Genomic DNA, 21,842 nt, shown 5'->3' with positions numbered 1-21,842 from the left:
CCTTCGACGCGGTGGGAATGTAAACGTTAACCTAGGGGTGCCGTCGTCTGCGGTCAAGGGTGCCGGACGTGGCCGCCGACAGGGTGGCGCGTGGTGCGCCGTCGCACTGGACGCGGCATCCGTTCTGCTATACGTTGTCGTTAACAACATTTAGCGCGACCAACGAAGGAGCGTCATGCCCACCCCCACCCGCGACGACAAGTTCTCGTTCGGACTCTGGACGATCGGCTACAACGGCGCCGACCCGTTCGGCGGCCCCACGCGCCCCGCGCTGGACGTCGTGCACGCCGTGGAGAAGCTCGCCGAGCTCGGCGCGTACGGCCTCACCTTCCACGACGACGACCTGTTCGCCTTCGGCTCCAGCGATGCCGAGCGCCAGACGCAGATCGACCGCCTGAAGGGCGCCCTCGCCGATACCGGCCTGATCGTGCCGATGGTCACCACCAACCTCTTCTCCGCTCCGGTGTTCAAGGACGGCGGCTTCACGTCCAACGACCGGGCCGTGCGGCGCTTCGCCCTGCGCAAGGTGTTCCGCCAGCTCGACCTCGGTGCCGAGCTCGGTGCGAAGACGTTCGTCATGTGGGGTGGCCGCGAGGGTGCCGAGTACGACTCGGCCAAGGACATCCGTGCGGCCCTCGAGCGGTACCGCGAAGCCGTCAACCTGCTCGGCGACTACGTCACCGACAAGGGCTACGACATCCGGTTCGCCATCGAGCCCAAGCCGAACGAGCCCCGCGGCGACATCCTGCTGCCGACGCTCGGTCACGCGCTGGCGTTCATCGACTCGCTCGAGCGCCCGGAGCTGGTGGGGCTGAACCCCGAGGTCGGCCACGAGCAGATGGCGGGGCTCAACTTCGCCGCCGGCATCGCGCAGGCGCTGTACCACGGCAAGCTCTACCACATCGACCTCAACGGTCAGCGGGGCATCAAGTACGACCAGGACCTCGTCTTCGGTCACGGCGACCTGCACAACGCGTTCGCGCTGGTCGACCTGCTGGAGAACGGCGGCCCCGGCGGCGTCCCCGCCTACGACGGCCCCCGCCACTTCGACTACAAGCCCTCGCGCACCGAGGACGAGAACGGTGTCTGGGACTCGGCGGCTGCGAACATGCGCACCTATCTGCTGCTCAAGGAGCGCGCCGCGGCCTTCCGCGCCGACCCCGAGGTGCAGGAGGCGCTCGCCGCCGCTCGCGTCGACGAGCTCTCGGTGCCCACGCTCGGCGAGGGGGAGTCGTACGACGACTTCCTCGCCGACCGCTCGGCGTACGAGGACTTCGACCCGTCGGTGTACTTCGGCGGCAAGGGCTTCGGCTTCGTGAGGCTGCAGCAGCTGGCCACCGAGCACCTGATGGGTGCCCGCTGACGCGATGACGACAGGCGGGGCGTCGCTGCGGCGGCGCCCCGCCTCGTCCGCGCCGGGGTTCGAAACGAGAGAGGGAGCCGACATGGCACTGGTGATGGGTGTCGATTCGTCGACGCAGTCGTGCAAGGTGGTCGTGACGGATGCCGCGACGGGCGCCATCGTGCGGGAGGGGCGCGCCGCCCACCCCGACGGCACGAGCGTGGACCCGGCGGCGTGGTGGGAAGCGCTGCAGGCGGCGATCGCCGCGGCGGGGGGTCTCGGCGACCCCTCGTCGTCCGACGGCGTGGTCGCGTGGGCCGTCGGGGGGCAGCAGCACGGCATGGTGGCGCTCGACGCCGACGGCCGGGTGGTCCGTGACGCGCTGCTGTGGAACGACACCCGCTCGGCGGGCGCGGCGGCCGACCTCATCGCGGAGTTCGGCGCGGAGGAGCTCTCCCGGCGCACGGGGCTCGTGCCGGTGGCATCCTTCACCATCACCAAGCTCCGCTGGCTGCGCGACCATGAACCCGACAACGCCGCACGGGTGGCCGCGGTGGCGCTGCCGCACGACTGGCTCACCTGGCGGCTGCGCGGCTTCGGCCCGGCCGGCGAGTCGCCGCTGGGGCCGCAGCTGGACGAACTGGTGACCGACCGCTCCGATGCTTCCGGCACCGGGTACTGGGATCCCGAGACCGGCGGGTACGACCGTGAGCTGCTCATCGCCGCGCTCGGCCATGACGCGGTGCTGCCGCGGGTGCTCGGTCCGCGCGAGAGCGTGACCGACGCCGCCGGTCGGCTGGTGGGCGCCGGTGCCGGCGACAATGCCGCGGCTGCGCTGGGCGCGGGCGCCCGCACCGGGGACGTGGTGGTGTCGATCGGCACGAGCGGCACCGTCTTCGCCGTCAGTGCCGAGCGCACCGTCGACCCCACCGGCACGGTCGCCGGGTTCGCCGCCGCCGACGGCGGGTTCCTGCCGCTGGTGGCGACCCTCAACGCCTCACGCGTGCTCGACGCGATCGGCCGGCTCCTCGCGGTCGACCACGCCGAGCTGTCGCGCCTGGCGCTGGCCGCTGCGCCCGGCGCGGGCGGTCTCTCCCTCGTGCCGTACTTCGAGGGCGAGCGCACCCCGAACCTGCCGGATGCCACCGCGTCGCTGACCGGCATGACGCTGGCATCCACGACCCGGGAGAACCTCGCCCGCGCCGCGGTGGAGGGGATGCTCGCCGGGCTCGGCGCCGGCCTCGACGCGCTGCGCGGCCTCGGCGTGCCGCTCGAGCGCGCCCTGCTGATCGGCGGAGGCGCACGGTCGCAGGCGGTGCGCGAGATCGCGCCGCAGGTGTTCGGCATGCCCGTGCAGGTCCCGGAGCCCGGCGAGTACGTCGCCCTCGGCGCCGCCCGGCAGGCGGCGGGGCTGCTGCGCACCTGACCCCGCCATGGCGGCGGGCGCGCGGCCGCTCACAGCGGACGCCTCATTGGGCGTCGTAGGGTCGTGACATGGCCATCCCCGTGGGCGAGGAGCCCGTGTCCCTGTCGGCGCGGGAGCTGCGCGACCTGCGTGACGACCTGCAGCGGTTCCTGCTGGAGTACCGCTTCGGCCTGCAGGAGGTCGAGACGAAGATCTCGATCCTGCGCGACGAGTTCGCGCTGATGCACGACTACAACCCCATCGAGCACGTGAGCAGTCGCGTCAAGACGCCCGACAGCCTCGTGGCGAAGGTGGCGCGCAAAGGCGTCGACACGTCTTTCGAGAGCATCCGCACCCACATCACCGATGTCGCCGGGGTGCGCATCACCTGCAGCTTCCGCGCCGACGCCTACCGACTGTTCGATCTGCTCACCGCGCAGCCCGACATCACGGTGATGGAGGTCAAGGACTACATCGCCGAGCCCAAGCCCAACGGCTACAAGAGTCTGCACGCCATCGTCTCGGTGCCGGTGTACCTGTCCACGGGTCCCGTGCAGGTGCCGGTGGAGATCCAGTTCCGCACGATCGCCATGGACTTCTGGGCGAGCCTCGAGCACAAGATCTACTACAAGTACGCGCAGCAGGTGCCCGACTCCCTGCTGGACGAGTTGAAGGATGCCGCCGACTCGGCCTCGGCCCTCGACGAGCGGATGCAGCGGCTGCACCAGGAGCTGCACGGCGAGCGGCGCCGCCCGCCGCAGATCCGCCCGGTCTGAGCGCGGCGCGCCCCCGTCCGGGCAGAATGGGCGGGTGGCGGACGACGACCTCGACGACGTGGCGGCGGAGCTCTACGCCCTCACGCCGGCAGAGTTCACCGCCGCCCGCAACGCCCGCGCGGATCGGGCGTCGGGGGACGCCGCCCGGGCCATCCGGGCTCTGCGCAAGCCCGTCGTGGCCGCCTACGCCGTCGACCTGCTCGCGCAGGCGGGCGCGCTCGGCGAGGCGCTGGAACTGGCCGCCGCGCTCCGCGAGGCCCAGGACGACCTCGATGCCGCCGAGATGACCCGCCTGGGCAGGCAGCGCCGCGCGCTCGTCGCGGCCCTCTCCCGGCAGGCCGCCGACCTGGCCCGCGACCGCGGGGTCGCCGTCAGCGCGGCTGCCCTCGGCGACGTGGAGTCGACGATCGACGCCGCGGTGCGCGACGACGCGGCCGCAGCGGCGGTGCTGACGGGCCGCCTGGTGCGCCCGCTCGCAGCGACGGGGGTCGACCCGGTCGACCTCACCGACGCGGTCGGCGGCTCCATCCCCGGCATCGCCGATCGGCCGGCGAGGCCGCCGGCGCCGCGCGACGACCTGGCCGAGCGCCGCGCGCGCCGCGCCGCCGAGAAAGCGCTGCGTGAGGCCGAGCGCGCGGCGGCCGACGCCGACCGCCGTCTCGGCCGCGTCGAGGCCGCCGTCGCCAAGGCGCGGGAGCGGGCCGGACACCTCGCCGAGCGCACCGATGAGCTGCGGGCCGAACTCGAGCGACTTCAGGCGGATGCGGCGAGGGCTGAGGCCGCCGTCGCCGCGGCGGAGGACGAGCGCACGGCTGCCGCCGAAGGGGCGCGCGCCGCGCGTCGCGTCGCCGACGAGGCCCGCCGCGCCGTGGATGCTGCGACCCGGCCGTCCGGAAAGGGGACGGGCGAGTGAGCGAACCGACGCCGACCGCGCAGATCGTCGCCGACGCGCGTGCGCGACTGGCGGGGCTCCCGCGCGAGCGGCTGGGCGCGGCGCCTCCCGCGCGGCGCCTGCGCCTCTTCCCGCGCGCCCCGCGGCTCGTGCCGGTCGGCGAGGCATGGCACCTGGGGGTGCTGCTCATCACCGACGACGCGGTGCTGGCCACCGGCGACATCGTCCGCGCGCGCCGTGAGGTGCGCCGCGGGTACACGGCCCAATCGCAGCGGGAGCGCGCCGAACTGGCCGCCGCCGCGTTCCGTGGTGGTTTCGCCGAGGGGGAGACCGTGCACGTGGGGTGGCGGCGCATCGACCTGGAAGCCGTCGCCGACGGCGCGGCATCCGGTCCGCTGGCGATCGTCGACGGCGCCCCGGTCGTGCGGTGGAGCGCGGCCGGCGGCTACCGCGCGCTGACGGACTACCTCGCCGAGCGCATCGCCCTGCTGCGCGAGCCGCCCACCGGCGCCACCTGACAGGCGGGGGCACGCAGGGCTTTGTCAAGCGCTCCGGGCCATGTTCTCGGCCGGTCTATCGTGTGAACGTGCAGACATGGCCTGGATCCGCCTACCCGCTCGGAGCGACGTTCGATGGCAATGGGACGAACTTCGCGATCTTCAGTGAGGGGGCGGAGCGCGTCGAACTGTGCCTGTTCGGGGACCGCGGCAGGGAGACCCGGGTGGACCTCGTCGACGTCGACGCCTTCGTCTGGCACGCCTACCTGCCCAACGTCCAGCCGGGCCAGCGGTACGGCTACCGGGTGCACGGCCCGTACGATCCGGCCACCGGCAAGCGCTTCAACCCGAACAAGCTTCTGCTCGACCCGTACGCCAAGGCCGTCGACGGTCAGGTGACGTGGGGTCAGGAGGTGTTCGCCTACCCGTTCGGCGACCCCGACGGGCGCAACGACGCCGATTCCGCCGCGCAGATGATGAAGGGCGTCGTGGTGAACCCCTTCTTCGACTGGTCGGGGGACCGCCAGCCGAAGACGCCCTACGCCGAGACCTTCATCTACGAGGCGCACGTGAAGGGGCTCACCCAGTTGCACCCCGACATCCCGGATGACATCCGCGGCACCTACAGCGCGATCGCGCATCCGGTGATCATCGAGCACCTGAAGAAACTCGGCGTCACGGCGATCGAACTCATGCCGGTGCACCAGTTCGTCAACGACTCCACCCTCGAGGACAAGGGGCTGTCGAACTACTGGGGCTACAACACGATCTCGTTCTTCGCCCCGCAGAACACCTACTCCGCGACAGGTCAGCGCGGCCAGCAGGTGCAGGAGTTCAAAGGCATGGTGCGGGCGCTGCACGCGGCCGGCATCGAAGTCATCCTCGACGTGGTCTACAACCACACCGCCGAGGGCAATCACCTCGGCCCCATGCTCTCGATGCGCGGCATCGACAACGAGGCCTACTACCGCCTCGAGGACGACGACAAGCGGTACTACACCGACTACACCGGTACCGGCAACAGCATGAACGTCGGCAGCCCGCACACGCTGCAGCTGATCATGGATTCGCTGCGCTACTGGGTGCTGGAGATGCACGTCGACGGCTTCCGCTTCGACCTGGCGGCGACCCTGGCCCGGGAGTTCTACGACGTCGACCGCCTGGCGGCGTTCTTCGAGCTCGTGCAGCAGGACCCGGTGGTCTCCCAGGTCAAGCTCATCGCCGAGCCGTGGGACATCGGTCCCGGTGGCTACCAGGTCGGCAACTTCCCGCCGCAGTGGACGGAGTGGAACGGCAAGTACCGCGACACGGTGCGCGACTTCTGGCGCGGCGAGCCGCAGGCCCTGGGCGAGTTCGCCTCGCGCATCACCGGCTCGGCCGACCTGTACGAGCACTCCGGCAGGCGGCCGGTGGCATCCATCAACTTCGTCACCGCCCACGACGGGTTCACCCTGCGCGATCTGGTGTCCTACAACGACAAGCACAACGACGCCAACGGCGAGAACGGCCGGGACGGCGAATCGCACAACCGGTCGGAGAACTTCGGCGTCGAAGGCCCCACCTCCGTTGCCGAGGTCCTCTCGGCGCGCGCGCGCCAGCAGCGCAATTTCATCGCCACGCTCCTGCTGAGCCAGGGGGTGCCGATGCTGCTGCACGGCGATGAGCTCGGCCGCACGCAGCAGGGCAACAACAACGGCTACGCGCAGGACAACGAGCTGACGTGGGTGCACTGGGATGCCGTGGACCAGCCGCTCGTGGAGTTCACCTCCGCGCTGGCTCGTCTGCGCCGCGAGCACCCCGCCTTCCGGCGCAGCCGCTTCTTCGACGGCCGCCCGGTGCGGCAGGAGGAAGGGGCACCTGTACCCGACATCGTCTGGCTGCGCCCGGACGGCACCCGCATGCAGCCCGAGGACTGGGACTCGGGCTTCGGCCTGGCCATCGGCATGTTCCTCAACGGCAACGGCATCCGTGAACGGGATCGCCGCGGCGAGCGGATCACCGACGACGATTTCCTGGTGCTCTTCAACGCCGGCGACGAGACCGTCGACTTCGACATCCCCGACCGCGAGTTCGCCCCGAGCTGGGACGTGATGGTCGACACCGCGGGCCTGCTCGCCGACAGCGCGACGATCGAACCCGGTGGCACCGTGCCGGTGCAGGGGCGGTCGCTCGTGGTGCTGCGTGAGCACTCGCTGCCGGAGGTCGAGTCCGATCACTCCGTCGCGGCGTCGCTCGCGGCGACGACCGGTGTCATCGACGAGATCCCGGCGGCCTCGCCGCGCAGTGAGGCGGGCCGGTGACGCCCGCCACCTCCACCTACCGGCTGCAGATCCGGCCGTCGTTCGACTTGGATGCCGCAGCGGACCTCACCGGCTACCTGCGCCGACTCGGGGTCGACTGGGCGTACCTGTCGCCGCTGCTGCGCGCCACGACCGGCTCCGACCACGGGTACGACGTCGTCGACCCCACCCTGGTCGATCCCGCCCGAGGCGGCGCCCAGGGTCTGCACCGCTTCGCCGGAGCCGCCCGCGCCGCCGGCCTCGGCATCCTCATCGACATCGTCCCCAACCACATGGGCATCTCGCAGCCGGCGGAGAACCCCTGGTGGTGGGACGTGCTGCGCCGGGGGCGGGAGAGCGAGCACGCGGGCGCGTTCGACATCGACTGGGAGTACGGGCAGGGGCGCGTGCGCGTGCCGATCCTCGGCGCGGAGCCGGCGGAGGTCATCACCGCCGGCGAGATCGTCGTCGACGCCGATGCCGACGTCGTGCGCTATCACGAGCACGCGCTGCCGCTGGCTCCCGGCTCCCTCGACGGGCTCGACCCCGCCGACGTCGCCGCGGTCCTCGCGCGACAGAACTGGGAGCTGATCTTCTGGCGGCGGGAGGCGGCGGAGCTGAACTACCGCCGCTTCTTCGCCGTGACGACCCTCGCCGGGCTGCGTGTGGAGGACCCCGAGGTGTTCGAGCGGTCGCACGCCGAGATCCTCCGCTGGGTGCGCGAGGACCTCGTCGACGGGCTGCGGGTGGACCACCCCGACGGGCTCGCCGACCCCGGCGCCTACCTCGACCGGCTCGCCGCGGCCACCGGCGACCTGCCTGTGCTCGTGGAGAAGATCCTCGAGCACGCCGCGACCGACCACCCCGAGGCGCTGCCGGGCTGGTGGCGCACGACCGGCACGACCGGCTACGACGCGATGGCCGAGATCGACCGGCTGCTCATCGACCCGGCGGGCGAGGCAGGGCTCGACCGCCTCGACGCAGCACTCCGCGCGGAGAGCGGCCTGCCGCCCCTCACCGGCTACGCCGACCTGATGCATGACACCAAGCGCATGATCGCCGACACGATCCAGCAGGCCGAGATCGCGCGCCTCGTGCGCACGCTGCGCGCTGAGGCCGCGGGGGAGGCGGCCGCGGCCGATCCCGCGCTCGCCGACGACGCGCAGGTGACCGACGCCCTGGCCGAGCTGCTGGCGAACTTTCCGGTGTACCGCTCATACCTGCCCGCCGGCATCGAGCACCTCGACCACGCCGTCGCCGAGACCGCGCGCCGCCGGCCCGACCTCGCCGCGACCGCCCTGGCCCTCGCGGCGCTCGTCGCGCGCCCGGGCACGGAGCTGGCGCGCCGGTTCATGCAGACCACCGGGCCGGTCATGGCCAAGGGCGTGGAGGACACCGCGTTCTACCGCATGACGCGCCTGGGCACCCTCACCGAGGTGGGCGGCGATCCGTCGGTGTTCGCCCTCGACGTCGAGCGCTTCCACACTGCGCAGGCGCGGCGGCAGGCGCAGTGGCCGCACGCCATGACGTCGCTGTCGACCCACGACACCAAGCGCGGCGAGGACGTGCGCGCCCGCCTGTCGGTGCTCGCCGAGATCCCCGAGCGGTGGGCCGAGGTGCTGCTGCAGCTGCGGGGCGTGGCATCCACCGGTCACGGACCCTTCGACTCCCTGCTGTGGCAGGCGATCATCGGCGCCTGGCCGGCGAGCGCCGAGCGGCTGCACGCCTACGCCGAGAAGGCGGCGCGCGAGGCGGCCGAGCGCACGGGCTGGTGGGACCCGGATCCGGCCTTCGAAGGGCGCATGCACGCCCTGGTCGACGCGGCCTTCGACGGCGCGCACGAGATCGTGGACTCCTTTGCGACCGAGATCGCGATGCCGGGATGGTCCAACTCGCTGGCCGCGAAGCTGGTGCAGCTGACCGCTCCCGGCGTGCCCGATGTCTACCAGGGGTCGGAGCTGTGGGAGACCTCGCTCGTCGACCCCGACAACCGGCGCCCCGTGGACTTCCCCGCGCGCGGTCGTCTGCTGGCACGCATCGACGAGGGGTGGATGCCGCGGGTGGACTCCAGCGGTGCGGCGAAGCTGCTGGTCGTCTCGCGGGCGCTGCGGCTGCGCCGCGACCGACGCGAGCTGTTCACCCACTATCGACCGGTCACGGCGGTGGGCGCGGCATCCGACCACCTCGTGGCGTTCGACCGGGGCGGTGCGATCACCCTCGCCACCCGTCTGCCGGTGGCGCTCGCCGCCCGCGGCGGCTGGGGCGACACCGCGGTGATGCTCCCGGCGGGGCCCTGGCGCGACGAGTTCACCGGGCGCATCATCGAGGGCGGTGCCGCGTCGGTCGGCGACGTGCTGGCGACCTACCCGGTGGCGCTGCTGACCCCTGCCGCCGATGCGGGGAGCGACGAGAGGAGACGGGCATGAGCGTCGACGTGTGGGCGCCGCGGGCGCAGCGCGTGCGGCTGCGCCGCGAGGGCGCGGACGACCTCGACCTGATCGCGGGCGACGACGGGTGGTGGGCGGCCGACGTCGACCTCGCCGACGGTGAGCGGTACGGCTTCGTGCTCGACGACTCGGACGCGGTGCGGCCCGATCCCCGTTCGCGGCGCCAGCCCGATGGCGTACACGGCACGTCGGCGCACGTGGACGTGTCGCAGTTCACCTGGACCGACCACTCCTGGGCGGGCCGGCAGCTGGCCGGCGGACTCGTGTACGAGATGCACGTGGGCACGTTCACGCCCGAGGGCACGCTGGATGCCGCGATCGGCCGTCTCGACCATCTGGTCTCGCTCGGGGTCACCCACGTGGAGCTGCTGCCGGTGAACGGCTTCAACGGCGTGCACAACTGGGGCTACGACGGCGTGCTCTGGTACACCGTGCATGAGGCGTACGGCGGTCCCGACGCCTACCGCCGTTTCGTGGACGCCGCCCACGCGGCGGGCCTGGCCGTCGTGCAGGACGTCGTGTACAACCACCTCGGCCCGAGCGGCAACTACCTCCCCGAGTTCGGCCCATACCTGCGCGATGCGTCCCGCAACACCTGGGGGATGAGCATCGACCTCGACCAGGATGCCGTGCGCTCGTTCATCGTCGAGAACGCGATGATGTGGCTCGGCGATTACCACGTCGACGGGCTGCGCCTGGATGCCGTGCATGCCCTGCACGACGACCGTCCGCGCCACGTGCTGCAGGAGATCGCCGAAGCGGCCGACGCGCTGTCTGCTCATCTCGGCCGGCCGCTCACCCTGATCGCCGAGTCCGACCTGAACGACCCGACGCTGATCCTCCCGCGCGAGGCCGGCGGCTTCGGCCTCACCGCGCAGTGGAGCGACGACTGGCACCATGCCGTGCACGTCGCCCTCACCGGGGAGACCAGCGGCTACTACGCCGACTTCGCGGCGCTGGAGGCGCTGCCGAAGGTGTGGACGCGCGGATTCTTCCACGACGGCACGTATTCCTCGTTCCGCGGGCGCGACCACGGGCATCCGCTGCCGGCCGAGGTGCCCACGTGGCGCCTCGTCACCTTCGCCCAGGACCACGATCAGATCGGCAACCGGGCCGCGGGCGACCGCCTGACGGCGACCCTGCCGCCCGAGCGCCTCGCGATCGCGGCGGTGCTCACCCTCACGGCGCCCGGCACGCCCATGCTGTTCATGGGTGAGGAGTGGGGGGCATCGACGCCCTGGCAGTTCTTCACGTCGCATCCCGAGCCCGAGCTCGCCGAGGCGACCGCCAAGGGTCGCACGGAGGAGTTCGCGCGCATGGGCTGGGACGAGTCGCTCGTGCCGCACCCGAACGACCCCGAGACGTTCCGCCGCTCGAAACTGGACTGGTCGGAGCACCTGTCCGACGGGGTGGCCTCCGCGCCGCACCGGCGCCTGCTGGAGCTGTACCGCGACCTCGCGCGGCTGCGCCGGCGGCGGCCGGAGCTGACCGATCCTGCATCCGCAAGCCTCACCGCCGACGCGGTCGAGGGTCCCGGCGGCCGCCGCTATCGCCTCGGACGCGATTCCCTGACGGTCCTGGTGAACCTCTCCGCCGAGACGTGGACGGTCGGCCTGACCGCGGGCGACGTCGTGCTGCTGACGACGGATGCCGGCAATGCCGTGACCGAGGGCGCGCTCGCCGTCGCCCCCGACTCGGCGGTCGTCGTCGGCCCGCCCCTTCCCTGAGGCCGCCGCCCTGTCAACCCCGTGCCCCGGCGGCGATCGCCGCCTAGCGTGAGGGGATGAGCGCCACGACCACGACTCGTCCTCGGGCGGCGGAAGCCGAGGCCCGGCCCGCCGACCTCGTCCGCCAGATCGCCGTCATCAGCGCGGTGGTCTTCATGCTGATCTCCGCCGTCGTGGGGGTGGGCGTGCTGGGCGGTACGCCCGTGGAGGACGTGCAGGGCGGGTCGCTGGATTCGGACGCGTCGTATCTCGCCCCCGCCAGCCAGGCGTTCTCCATCTGGAGCGTCATCTACGTGCTCATGACCGCCTACGCGATCTGGCAGGCACTGCCGTCGCAGCGCGCCGACGCGCGCCAGCGGCTGCTGGGCTGGTGGATCGCCCTCACCGCCGTGCTGAACGGACTGTGGCTGGTCGCCGCGCAGTTCGCCACCCTCCCGCTCACGGTGCTGGTCATCGTGCTGCTGCTGATCGCCCTCGCGTGGACCTTCCGCCTCGCGGTGTCGATGCCGCCGCGCGGCGTGCGCCAGGCGCTGTTCACCGACATCACGGTGGGACTGCACCTGGGATGGGTCGCGCTGGCCACGGTGGCGAACACCGCCGCGTGGCTCACCACGATCGCACCGGCGGAGTGGGAGCAGGCGGCGGAGCCGGTGGGCATCGCGGTGCTCATCGTCGTCGCGATCATCGGCGCGGGCATCGCGATCGCCAGCCGCGGCCGCATCGCCCCGGGCCTCGCGATGGGATGGGGACTGACGTGGATCGGCATCGGCCGGTTCGCCGATGAGCCGGTCAGCGATCCGATCGCCTTCGCCGCATGGGCCGCGGCCGCCGTGGTCGTGCTCACCCCCATCGTGGTGACGGCGGTGCACTTCTCCCGCAACCGCGCCTGACAGGCGGCGTCAGGCGCCGAATGCGCGTGCGAACTGCTGCAGCAGGCGCACCGGCTCGGTGAGGGAGGCCCGCACCACCCGCGCGGCGATGGCGTCGTAATCGTTCGCGGAGAAGTACCCGTCGTCGCGGTAGACCGCCATGCGCTCGGTGAACGCGCTCCCGGTGGGCTCGGGGTGGAACTGGGTGGCGTAGAGGGTGTCGCCGACGCGGTAGGCCTGCACCGGACAGGCGTCGTTCGTGGCGAGCAGCGTCGCACCGGGGGGCACGTCGCCCGACCCCTCCTTGTGCGCGGTGAGCGCCGTGAACTGCGCGGCGAGACCGCCGAAGACGCGATCGGATGCTGCCGCGGGAGTGAGTCGGATGACACTGGGTCCGGTGTCCTCGGGGTAGGCCCTCGAGACCTCGCCGCCCAGCATGCGCGTGACGATCCCGATGCCGTAACAGGTGAACAGCGCCCCGGTGGCTGCGGAGGCGGCGCGCTCGGCGATGCGCTCGAGATCGCCTTCGACCCTCAGCTGCACGTCGGTCTTCGTCGAGCGCGGGTCGGTGACGTTGAAAGGGCTGCCGCCGACGACGAAGCCGGCGTACCGGTCGAAGGCGTCGGCGGGGAGCCCATCGCGCACGAGGTCGATGCGCTCGAGGTCGTCACGGCGCATCGCCGCGCGGAAGGAGGCGTACTCCCCATCGGCGGCGCCCGCCTGCGGTCGCGCACACACGTACGCCAGCGTCACCATGCCGTGATCCTAGCCGCGGGACGAGTTCGCCGTACGACCGCGCACGATGCCGATGAACGTCTCGACGAGGGGCGTCGTCGCCTCCGTCGGCCAGGCGAGCGCCACCGGCGACGTCGGTCCATCCCGCAGCGGGCGGAAGGTGATGTCGCGGCGGTGATGCAGTCGGGCGAGCGACATGGGAACGATCAGGATGCCGACGCCCGCCGCCACCGTCTCCACCGCCTCCGCGGTGTCGGTGGGCGCCGCGAACGAGGGCGGGACGGCCCCGGGCACCTTCGCGTCGACCACGGCGTCGTCGGGGACGATCAGCACCTCGCCGGCGAGGTCCTCGAGCGTCAGCTCCTCGGCGGCGGTGAGGTGCGAGTCGGCGGAGCAGACGACGACGGGCTGCTCATCGTAGAGGGGGATGGCCGAGAGCCCGACGGCATCGATCGGGGTGCGCACCAGGGCGGCGTCGACCTCGCCCGAGGTGAGGGCCTCGCGCTGCCAGGCCACCGTCAACGGCACGAGCTCCAGCGGGTTGCGCGGCATCCGCTGCGTCCAGAGGTCGATCCACTTGCCGGGGGTGGCGCCGGGGATCGCGCCGAGGCGGAACGGGCCGGGCGCCACGGCCGCCTCGGGGGAGGGCTCGGCGCGCGGCGCCGCAGGGCGTTGCGGCCGGTGCGCGCCCTTCGCCGCCTTGCCGGCCTGCGCGGCCTTCGCGCCCTTGCCGGCGGGCCGTGCGGCGGGCCGGCGGGGGGTGCCGTGGGATCGTCCGCTGCCGCCTCGTGCCATTACAGAAGCGTAGCCCGCGCGCTAGGGTCACGGCATGGCGATCGCAGGAATCGTGGTGGCGGTGCTGGCGGCGGTGCTGCACGTGGTGATCTTCACGATGGAGAGCGTCCTGTGGACGCGCCCGCCTGTGTGGCAGCGCTTCGGAGTGGCAGACCAGGCGGCAGCGGAGACGACGCGGTCGATGGCCTACAACCAGGGCTTCTACAACCTCTTCCTGGCGGTGGGGGCGGCGCTGGGGGCGGTGCTGTACGGCGCCGCAGGCGCGGGTGGGGACACGCCGATGGCCGTCGCCGGTTACACGCTCATGCTTTTCAGCCTCGGTTCGATGCTCGCCGCCGCTGTCGTGCTCGTCACGACGGGGGCACGCTACCTCCGTCCGGCCGCCGTGCAGGGCACCCTGCCGCTGATCGGCATCGTGCTGCTGCTCGTGGCGCGCTGAGGGGCCTCAGCCGCACGCCCCCCACATCCCGGTGCCCGCCTGCTGGGCGGCGGCGACCGAGGCGGCCAGCGTGGCCGCGTGCGTGGTGTTCGGGGCGATGCTCAGCGTGTCCGCGGCGCCGGCCGCGGCCAGTTCGAGGTTCACGAATCGCCCGTCCGGAGTCCACAGATAGCGCAGCAGCCGGTCGTACCGGTCGCGGTCCTCCACATCGGGGGCCGCCCAGACGGTGGAGCCCGGCGGGATGAGCGCCGCGAGGGCATCGGTGGCCTCGGGCGCCCAGCACTGCGTGGGATCCATCTCCGGGGTGTCGATGCCGATGAGGCGGATGCGCAGTGACTCGCCGTCGCCACCGGGTGCGACGGCGCGGATGGTGTCGCCGTCGACGATGCGCTCGACCGTGAGCGCGACGGCGTCGGCGGGCAACGGCACCGCCACCGGGGCGGCCTCGACAGGAGCGACATCGCGGGGCTCGGGCACCCCGACGAGGGCATCGGACGGCCCGGGCGTCAGCGAGTCTGCTCGGTCCTCCGGCTCGGCGAACTGTTGCCAGAGGCCGAAGACCAGGGCGAACACCACGAGCATCGCCGCCATCGTGGTGAGGATGATGCGGGTCACGTCGCGAGCCTATCGGCGGCGGCGGATGCCGCGTGACCGGCGCCGGCGAGGCTCAGCGGCCAGGCCGGGCGCCCGGGCTAGGCCGCGAGACGCAGCCCGCGACGGTCGGTGGCGACCCTCTCGCCGTCGCCGACGATCTCGCCGTCGCCGATGAGCGACCCGGTGACCACCTGCGCGTGAGCGCCGACAGAGGTGCGGATGCCGATCTTCGCGCCCGCACCGATCGCGGCTCCCGAGCCCACGTGGGCCAGTTCTGCGATCTCGACGTTCGGGCCGATGACGGCGTCGGGTTCGATCCACGCACCGCGACGGATGCGCACACCCGCGCCGACTTCGCAGCCGGGCTCGACGTACGCTCCTGCTTCGACGAGCGCCGTCGCGTGCACCTTCGCCCCGTGCGCGATCAGCCCGCGCCCATTGACGTGCTTGCGGTAGCGCAGCGTCTCGCCGCGGTCGTTCTCGATGTCGACGTAGTTCTTTCCCACAGTCCCCTCCTGCAGCGCCTGTTGGCGCCGGACTTGGAAGAACGCCGATCCAGAGGGATTCATTCCCGCACATGGACATCCTGCGAGGATGGGGGTGTGACTGAGACCGGGCCCTCGCTGGTGTTCGACCGCACGCAGGTGGTGCACAGCGTGCCCGAGGACATTCTGGGCATGCTGACCGGCACCTTCACGGCATCCTTCGGGCTGTTCCTGCTCAACGCCTCCGAGGCGGTGACGGGCGGCACGGCGGGCCTGTCCCTGCTGCTGGGCTTCGCCACCACATGGCCGTTCTGGCTGCTGTTCGCCGTGATCAATCTGCCGTTCGCGGTGCTGGCGATCTGGAAGAAGGGGTGGCGGTTCACCCTGCGTACGGTCGTCGCGATCGCGCTCGTGTCGGGGTTCTCCGTCGTGCATGAGGCGTTCTTCGCGATCGCGGAGCTGAACCCGGTCTACGGCACGCTGGCCGGCAACCTCATGTGCGGCATCGGGCTGCTCATCGTCTTCCGCCACGGCGGGAGCCTGGGCGGGTTCAACATCGTCGCCCTCGTCGTGCAGGACGCCACGGGCTTCCGTGCCGGCTGGACGCTCATGGTCTTCGACGTGCTCGTCGTGCTGTCCGCACTGCTGGTGGTGCCGTGGCCGAACGTCGTGCTCAGCGCGCTCGGTGCGGTGCTGCTGAACCTCGTCCTGGCGCTCAACCACCGTCCCGGGCGGTACATCGGTCGATGACGACGGCGGGCGCGCGGCCCGTCAGTGCTGGCAGACCGGACACCAGAACACGTTGCGATCCGAGGTGGGCCGCGCGCCGAGCGAGCTCGAGCGCACGAGGGTGCCGCACCGGCGGCAGGGTTTGCCGTCGCGGCCGTAGACCCACATTCCCTGCCCCGGGCGCGCATCGCCGGTGAACACCCGCCGCGATCGATCGCGGTTGGTGCGGATCATGCGTGCGCCGGTGTCGATCACCCCGGCGACGTCGACCGTCGAGGCGGGGGTGTCGGGCAGGATGCCGCGGACGAACAGCACCTCGTTGGCGTACACGTTGCCGAAGCCGGCGACGTTGCGCTGATCCAGCAGCGCGACGTGCACGGCCCTGTCGTCCGCCGCGAGACGGCGCGCGGCTTCGGCGGCGTCCCAGTGATCGCTGAGCGGATCAGGCCCGAGGTGGCCGACGACCCTGTCCTCGGCGGAGGTCGGCAGCACCTCGACCATCGCCAGGTCGAAGCCGACGGCATCCGCCTCGGCGGTGCCGACGATCGCCCGCGCGGTGTACCCGGGGCGGCGCCACCGGCCGTCGGGGGAGTAGACGTGCCACTCGCCCTCCATCTTCAGGTGGGAGTGGAGGCTCATGGCGCCCGCCCGCAGCAGCAGGTGCTTGCCGCGGGCGACGACGTCGTGCACGGTCTCACCGCGCAGATCCGCGGTGGCGCTGCCGGGCACCCGGATGTCGAACCGCGTGATGACCCCGCCGGCGAGGGCGTCGTTCAGGCGCCGGGCGGTGCGGAAGACGGTGTCGCCCTCAGGCATCCGTCGCCCCGCGTGCGCCCGTCGGCGCCGTGCCGTGCGGGGAGCGCAGCGCCGTGCCCGCCGTGACCTTGCGCAGGGTCAGCCCGCGCGTCGCCTCGACGAAGCCGGCGGTCCGGAGGGCGCGCCCGACCGCGGTGCCGTAGACGAACTCGCCGTTGACCTGCTCGATCGTCAGGGTGTCCAGCCGCCGCGCGCGCGCCGTGGCGACGAGGTCGGCGGCCGCGGCGGAGAGCGCGGCCTCGTCGTCGGTGAACGCCAGCGCCGATCGGCCGCCGCGCTCGAGGTAGAGAGTGAGGGTGCCGTCGACGAGCACCACGAGACCCCCCGCCTTGCGGCCGGGGCGGTGGGAGACGCCGTCCAGCGCCGGCCAGCCCAGCGCCGCGCCGTACGGGTTGGCCGGGTCGGTGGCCGCGAGGGTCACCGCGCGCAGCGGCGGCGGGTCGGCGACGCCGGCGAACTCGCGCAGCCGGTCGACGGTCGCCGAGGCCGCGAACTGGGCGGCGCCGAGCTTCTCGATGACGTAGCCGCGGCGGCAGTGTCCGGCCTCTTCGAAACCGGCGAGCACCCGGTAGGTCTGGGCGAAGCCGCCGGGGACGCCCTCGGACTGCACGCTGCCGCGGGTGACGACGCCGTAGCGGTCCAGCAGCAGGCTCGCCGTCGCCGTCGCCCGGGCGGAGGCGTCGGATTCGGGCGAGGGCAGCAGCGACCACCGGCCGCCGAGCGCGGGAGGGCGGGGCGGGGCGGCGCCGGTCGGACGCGGCAGCGCCGTTCCCCGGTACAGCCGCGCCCGGGGGGTGCGTCGCGCGGTGCGGTGGGCCTGCGAGCCGCCGGCGAGGAGCGTGCGCACCGGGGCGAACGTGTCGTTGGTGATGCGGCCCTGCCAGGTGAGGTTCCACAGCGCCTCGATGACGGACTGCTCGTTCTCGGCATCCGCCAGCTGGCGCAGCTGCGCCGCGAAGTACGCGCCCCCGCCGGCGAGGGCGGCGACGATGCGGGCTTCGAGGCCGTCCGCGCCGGACTCCCGGGCTTCGGCGAGGTCGTCGTCGGGAGCGGCGAGGGTCAGGGGCGCGGCGTCGGCCACATGCAGGGCGATCCACCCGTCGCGGCCGGGGAGCGAGCCGTGCCCCGACCACAGCACCTCGCCGGTGGCGGTGAGTTCGTCGAGCATGCCCGGCGCGTAGTCGCGCACGCGCGACGGCAGCACGAGCGATTCCCACGCGCTGGCGGGGATCGGCACCCCGGCCAGCTGCTCGATCACGGCCACGACCCCGTCGATGCCCTCCAGCGGCCGGGTGACGTGCTGCCACACCGGCAGAAAGCGGGCGTACGCCTCGGGGGAGACCGGCTCGACGCTGCCCCGGATCGCCGCGAGCGAGCGCATGCGCAGGCGCCGCAGCACCTCGCTGTCGCACCACTCGCCCTCGTCGGCGGCGCCGGTCGACATCGTCTCGGGGAGGAAGAACCCGGCCGACACCCGCCCCTGGGATTCCAGCCGCTGCAGCGCCTGACGCGCCACCGCGGGGCCGAGGCCCAGGCGCGCGGCCACGGCCGACGCGCGGAACGGGCCGTGCGTGCGCGCATGCCGGGCGACGAGGTCGGCCAGCGGGTCGGCGATCGGTTCGAGGAACGCGGTGGGAAGCCCCACCGGCAGGGCGGTGCCGAGGGCGTCGCGCAGGCGCGCGGCATCCTCGATCGCCGCGACGCGCTCCACCCCGCCGACGGTCACGCGGATGGCGCGTCGTGCCGTCACCAGGGTGTCGAGGTGGGCGGTGGCGGCGGCCAGGCGCCCTTCGTCGGCGTCGGTGCCTCCGGCCGCATCGGGGTCGGTCTCGGTGTCGAGCCGGGCGGCGACCTCGCCGGCGTCCAGGGGCCCGAGCAGGCGCAGCAGGTCGGCGACGCCCTCGACGCCCCGCACGTGGCGCTCCGGGTCGAGCCGCTGCACCTCCCGTTCGAACTGCGCGATGACCTCGGGATCGAGCAGCTCGCGCATCTCGACCTTGCCCAGCAGCTCCGCCAGCAGCGCCGGGTCGACCGAGAGCGCGGCGGCGCGTCGTTCGGCGAGGGGCGAGTCGCCCTCGTACATGAAGGCGCCCACGTAGCCGAACAGCAGGTCCCGCGCATAGGGCGAGGGCTGGGCGGGATCGGTCTCGACGAGGCGGATGCGGCGGTCGCCGATCGACCGCGCGATGCGCAGCAGGGCGGGGAGGTCGTAGACGTCCTGCAGCACCTCGCGGAGCGTCTCGAGGATGATCGGGAAGGTCGGATGCCGCCGGGCGACCTCCAGCAGCTGCGCCGAGCGCTGGCGCTGCTGCCAGAGCGGCGCGCGCTTGTTGGGGTTCAGCCGCGGCAGCAGCAGCGCCCGGGCGGCGCACTCGCGGAACCGGGACGCGAAGAGAGCCGATCCGCCCACCTCGTCGGTGACGATCTGCTCCAGCTCCTCGGGGTCGAAGACGAACAGGTCGGCGCCCGGCGGCTCGGCAGCGGCGTCCGGGACGCGGGCGATGATGCCGTCGTCGCTCGCCACGGCGGCACCCTCGACCCCCAGCCGCTCGCGGATGCGGGCGTTGACCGCCAGCGCCCACGGCGCATGGACGTGCATGCCGTAGGGGGAATGCAGGATGATGCGCCAGTCGCCGACCTCATCGCGGCCGCGTTCCACGGTGAGCGTGCGGTCGGTGGGAAGGCTCCCCGTCGCCTCGCGCTGCTCGGCGAGGTAGCCGAGCAGGTTGACGATGGCGTTGTCATCGAGCCCCGAATCGGTGAGCCGTGCGACGGCCTTCTCATGCGGGGCGGTGGAGACCTCGCGCGCGAACCGGCCGAGAGCCTCGCCCAGCTCCGCGGGACGCCCCAATCCGTCGCCGTGCCAGAAGGGGAGCTTGCCCGGCTGGCCGAACGCCGGGACCACGTTGACCCGGTCATGGGTGATCTCCACGATGCGCCAGCTGGTCGTGCCGAGCGTGAACACGTCGTTGACGCGCGACTCGTAGACCATCTCCTCGTCGAGCTCGCCGACACGGGCGTTGCGCGCCTCGCCGGCGACGAAGACGCCGAACAGGCCGCGGTCGGGGATGGTGCCGCCGCTGGTCACCGCGATGCGCTGGGCGCCGGGCCGGCCGGTCAGGGTGCCCTGATCGCGGTCCCACACGATGCGGGGCCGCAGCTCGGCGAACTCGTCGGAGGGGAACCGGCCCGCCAGCAGGTCGAGCGTCGCTTCGTAGGCGGACCGCGGGAGGGTGCGGAACGGGGCGCTGCGCCGCAGCGTCTCGAACCATCCCTCCACGTCGATCGGTCCGGTGGCGCACGCGGCGACCGTCTGCTGCGCGAGGATGTCGAGCGGGTTCTGCGGCACGGCGATCGCCTCGATCTGCCCCGCCAGCATCCGCTCGGTCACCACGGCCGTGTGCAGCACGTCGCTGCGGTGCTTGGGGAAGAGGGCCGCCCGGCTCACCTCGCCCACCTGGTGGCCGGCGCGTCCCACGCGTTGCAGACCGGATGCCGCCGACGGCGGCGCCTCGACCTGGATCACCAGGTCCACGGCCCCCATGTCGATGCCGAGTTCAAGCGAGCTGGTCGCCACGACGCAGCGCAGCACCCCCGATTTCAGCTCGTCCTCGACGAGCGCCCGCTGCTCCTTGGAGACCGAGCCGTGGTGGGCCTTCGCGAGCACGGGCTCCACCCCGGCGGTGGAGCCCGCCTGCGCCATCAGCTGCGCGGGCACGGTCGGTGCGGGCGGCTCCAGCCCGAGTCGCTCGGCGTAGATCTCGTTGAGTCGGCCGGTGAGGCGCTCGGCGAGGCGCCGGGAGTTCGCGAAGACGATCGTCGAGCGGTGGGCCAGGATGCGATCGACGATCGCCTCTTCGACGTGGGGCCAGACCGATCCGGTCGCCTCGGTCGATTCCCCGGCCGGGCGCGGCCGGGATGAGGGGGTGAACCAGTCGCCGTCGCCGTCACCGGCTGCGGCGTCGCCACCGGGGGCAGCGGGATCCGCCTCGGCCGATCCGGGAGGGGGCGGTGGGTTCAGCATGTCGTCGACGGGCACCACGACGCGCAGGTCGAACGCCTTCGTCGCCCGCGGCGCGACGATCTCCACCGGGGCGCCGCCGCCCAGGAAGCGGGCGACCTCGTCGATCGGCCGCACCGTGGCCGACAGGCCGATGCGCTGGGCGGGGGCGAGGGTCTCGGGGGCGTCGGCGTGCTCACGGCGGAGGGCCTCGAGCCGCTCGAGGCTCACGGCGAGGTGGGCGCCGCGCTTGGTGGCGGCGACGGCGTGCACCTCGTCGACGATGACCGTGTGCACATTGCGCAGCGTCAGGCCGGCCTGGCTGGTGAGCATGAGGTACAGCGATTCGGGGGTCGTGATGAGGATGTCCGGCGGGTCCGCCACCAGTTTGCGGCGGTCGGCGCTCGGGGTGTCGCCGGAGCGCACGCCGACCGTCACCTCGGGGACGGTGATGCCCAGCCGTCGGGCCGACTGGCCGATGCCCACGAGAGGGGAGCGCAGGTTGCGCTCGACATCGACGCCGAGGGCCTTCAGAGGCGAGACGTACAGCACGCTGGTGCCGGGCGACGGCTCGCGGCGACGGCGCGCCGGCTTCTTCGCGGGGGCGGCGTCGGGCGCGGCGTCCGCCGGCGCCGGCTTCTCGTGGAAGATGCGGTCGATGGCCCAGAGGAATGCCGAGAGCGTCTTGCCCGAACCCGTCGGGGCGACCACCAGGGCGTGCTTGCCGTGGGAGATGGCATCCCAGGCGCCGACCTGCGCGTCGGTCGGTCGGGGGAAGGCGCTGTGGAACCAGTCCTGCGTGGCAGGACCGAACCGCGCGAGCACGTCGTCCACCCTCTTATCCTCCCCCCAGTCGCCGACACCCGGGCAGGCCACGCGGTGCGTCCGCCCCGAACCGCGAGCCCTCATGGTGTGCACGAGCCCACGCGCAGCACCCGCGCGGGACGTGTGGGCCGGTAGGGAGGATGTGGGTTCGCGACGCCGCAGGACCGCCGCCCCCGCCGCGCGTTGGCCT

The 21,842-nt window shown here is 72.8% G+C and carries 17 protein-coding genes; 11 read left to right on the top strand and 6 right to left on the bottom strand.

Annotated elements, in window-relative coordinates:
- The first annotated feature begins 175 nt into the window (after nt 1-175).
- From xylA to QNO26_RS13130, 9 genes are all read left to right on the top strand, one after another.
- Nucleotides 176-1,363, top strand: a complete 1,188-nt coding sequence (gene xylA / locus QNO26_RS13170; protein ID WP_257533658.1) for a xylose isomerase — start codon at nt 176-178, stop codon at nt 1,361-1,363.
- 82 nt (nt 1,364-1,445) lie between these two features.
- The gene (gene xylB, locus QNO26_RS13165; RefSeq protein ID WP_257533657.1) at nt 1,446-2,768 is read left to right on the top strand and encodes a xylulokinase; all 1,323 of its coding nucleotides are present in this window, start codon (nt 1,446-1,448) and stop codon (nt 2,766-2,768) included.
- A gap of 68 nt (nt 2,769-2,836) precedes the next feature.
- On the top strand, nt 2,837-3,523 hold the full coding sequence (locus QNO26_RS13160; RefSeq protein WP_257533656.1) for a GTP pyrophosphokinase: 687 nt from the start codon (nt 2,837-2,839) through the stop codon (nt 3,521-3,523).
- A 34-nt stretch (nt 3,524-3,557) separates the two neighbouring features.
- Nucleotides 3,558-4,436, top strand: a complete 879-nt coding sequence (locus QNO26_RS13155; protein ID WP_257533655.1) for a transposase — start codon at nt 3,558-3,560, stop codon at nt 4,434-4,436.
- Complete coding sequence (locus tag QNO26_RS13150) at nt 4,433-4,933, top strand: glutaminase (RefSeq protein WP_257533654.1); 501 nt, start codon at nt 4,433-4,435, stop codon at nt 4,931-4,933. Before QNO26_RS13155 ends, QNO26_RS13150 begins: the two co-directional genes overlap by 4 nt.
- A gap of 68 nt (nt 4,934-5,001) precedes the next feature.
- On the top strand, nt 5,002-7,212 hold the full coding sequence (gene glgX / locus QNO26_RS13145; RefSeq protein WP_257638669.1) for a glycogen debranching protein GlgX: 2,211 nt from the start codon (nt 5,002-5,004) through the stop codon (nt 7,210-7,212).
- Nucleotides 7,209-9,617, top strand: coding sequence for a malto-oligosyltrehalose synthase (gene treY, locus QNO26_RS13140; RefSeq protein WP_257638670.1), 2,409 nt, complete (start codon nt 7,209-7,211; stop codon nt 9,615-9,617). Before glgX ends, treY begins: the two co-directional genes overlap by 4 nt.
- Nucleotides 9,614-11,365 carry a malto-oligosyltrehalose trehalohydrolase gene (treZ, locus tag QNO26_RS13135; RefSeq protein ID WP_257638671.1) on the top strand — a complete coding sequence of 584 codons (1,752 nt, stop codon included), beginning with the start codon at nt 9,614-9,616 and terminating at the stop codon, nt 11,363-11,365. Before treY ends, treZ begins: the two co-directional genes overlap by 4 nt.
- 56 nt (nt 11,366-11,421) lie before the next feature.
- On the top strand, nt 11,422-12,255 hold the full coding sequence (locus QNO26_RS13130; protein WP_257533650.1) for a TspO-related membrane protein: 834 nt from the start codon (nt 11,422-11,424) through the stop codon (nt 12,253-12,255).
- 9 nt (nt 12,256-12,264) lie between these two features.
- On the opposite strand, the gene QNO26_RS13125 is transcribed toward QNO26_RS13130, so the two are convergent.
- Nucleotides 12,265-12,990: a glutamine amidotransferase-related protein gene (locus tag QNO26_RS13125; protein WP_257638672.1), complete on the bottom strand. Its 726-nt coding sequence runs from the start codon at nt 12,988-12,990 to the stop codon at nt 12,265-12,267.
- 9 nt (nt 12,991-12,999) lie between these two features.
- Nucleotides 13,000-13,764, bottom strand: coding sequence for a LysR family substrate-binding domain-containing protein (locus QNO26_RS13120; protein ID WP_257638673.1), 765 nt, complete (start codon nt 13,762-13,764; stop codon nt 13,000-13,002).
- Between the two features lie 34 nt (nt 13,765-13,798).
- On the opposite strand from QNO26_RS13120, the gene QNO26_RS13115 reads away from it, so the two are divergent.
- Entirely contained in the window at nt 13,799-14,203 is a 405-nt protein-coding gene (locus QNO26_RS13115) for a DUF1304 domain-containing protein (protein WP_257638674.1), read from the top strand.
- 6 nt (nt 14,204-14,209) lie between these two features.
- On the opposite strand, the gene QNO26_RS13110 is transcribed toward QNO26_RS13115, so the two are convergent.
- Both QNO26_RS13110 and QNO26_RS13105 read right to left on the bottom strand, forming a co-directional pair.
- A complete protein-coding gene (locus QNO26_RS13110; RefSeq protein ID WP_257638675.1) occupies nt 14,210-14,818 on the bottom strand; it encodes a thermonuclease family protein in 609 nt (202 codons plus the stop codon).
- Between the two features lie 77 nt (nt 14,819-14,895).
- A complete protein-coding gene (locus QNO26_RS13105; protein ID WP_257638676.1) occupies nt 14,896-15,303 on the bottom strand; it encodes a transferase in 408 nt (135 codons plus the stop codon).
- A 96-nt stretch (nt 15,304-15,399) separates the two neighbouring features.
- Between QNO26_RS13105 and QNO26_RS13100 the strand changes: the two genes are divergently transcribed.
- Nucleotides 15,400-16,032 carry a YitT family protein gene (locus QNO26_RS13100; protein WP_257638677.1) on the top strand — a complete coding sequence of 211 codons (633 nt, stop codon included), beginning with the start codon at nt 15,400-15,402 and terminating at the stop codon, nt 16,030-16,032.
- A gap of 21 nt (nt 16,033-16,053) precedes the next feature.
- Here the strand turns inward: QNO26_RS13100 and QNO26_RS13095 are convergent, their stop codons facing one another.
- Both QNO26_RS13095 and QNO26_RS13090 read right to left on the bottom strand, forming a co-directional pair.
- Nucleotides 16,054-16,827, bottom strand: coding sequence for a DNA-formamidopyrimidine glycosylase family protein (locus QNO26_RS13095; RefSeq protein WP_257533643.1), 774 nt, complete (start codon nt 16,825-16,827; stop codon nt 16,054-16,056).
- Nucleotides 16,820-21,661, bottom strand: coding sequence for an ATP-dependent helicase (locus QNO26_RS13090; RefSeq protein WP_257638678.1), 4,842 nt, complete (start codon nt 21,659-21,661; stop codon nt 16,820-16,822). The genes QNO26_RS13095 and QNO26_RS13090 overlap by 8 nt, the downstream gene beginning before the upstream one ends.
- Nucleotides 21,662-21,842: the final 181 nt, after the last annotated feature.

It is taken from the genome of Microbacterium sp. zg-Y1090, from assembly GCF_030246945.1.
In the GTDB taxonomy this organism is placed as follows: Bacteria; Actinomycetota; Actinomycetes; order Actinomycetales; family Microbacteriaceae; genus Microbacterium; species Microbacterium wangruii.
The sequence above is the reverse complement of the archived record's forward strand: the minus strand, read 5'-3'. Positions and strand labels throughout refer to the sequence as shown.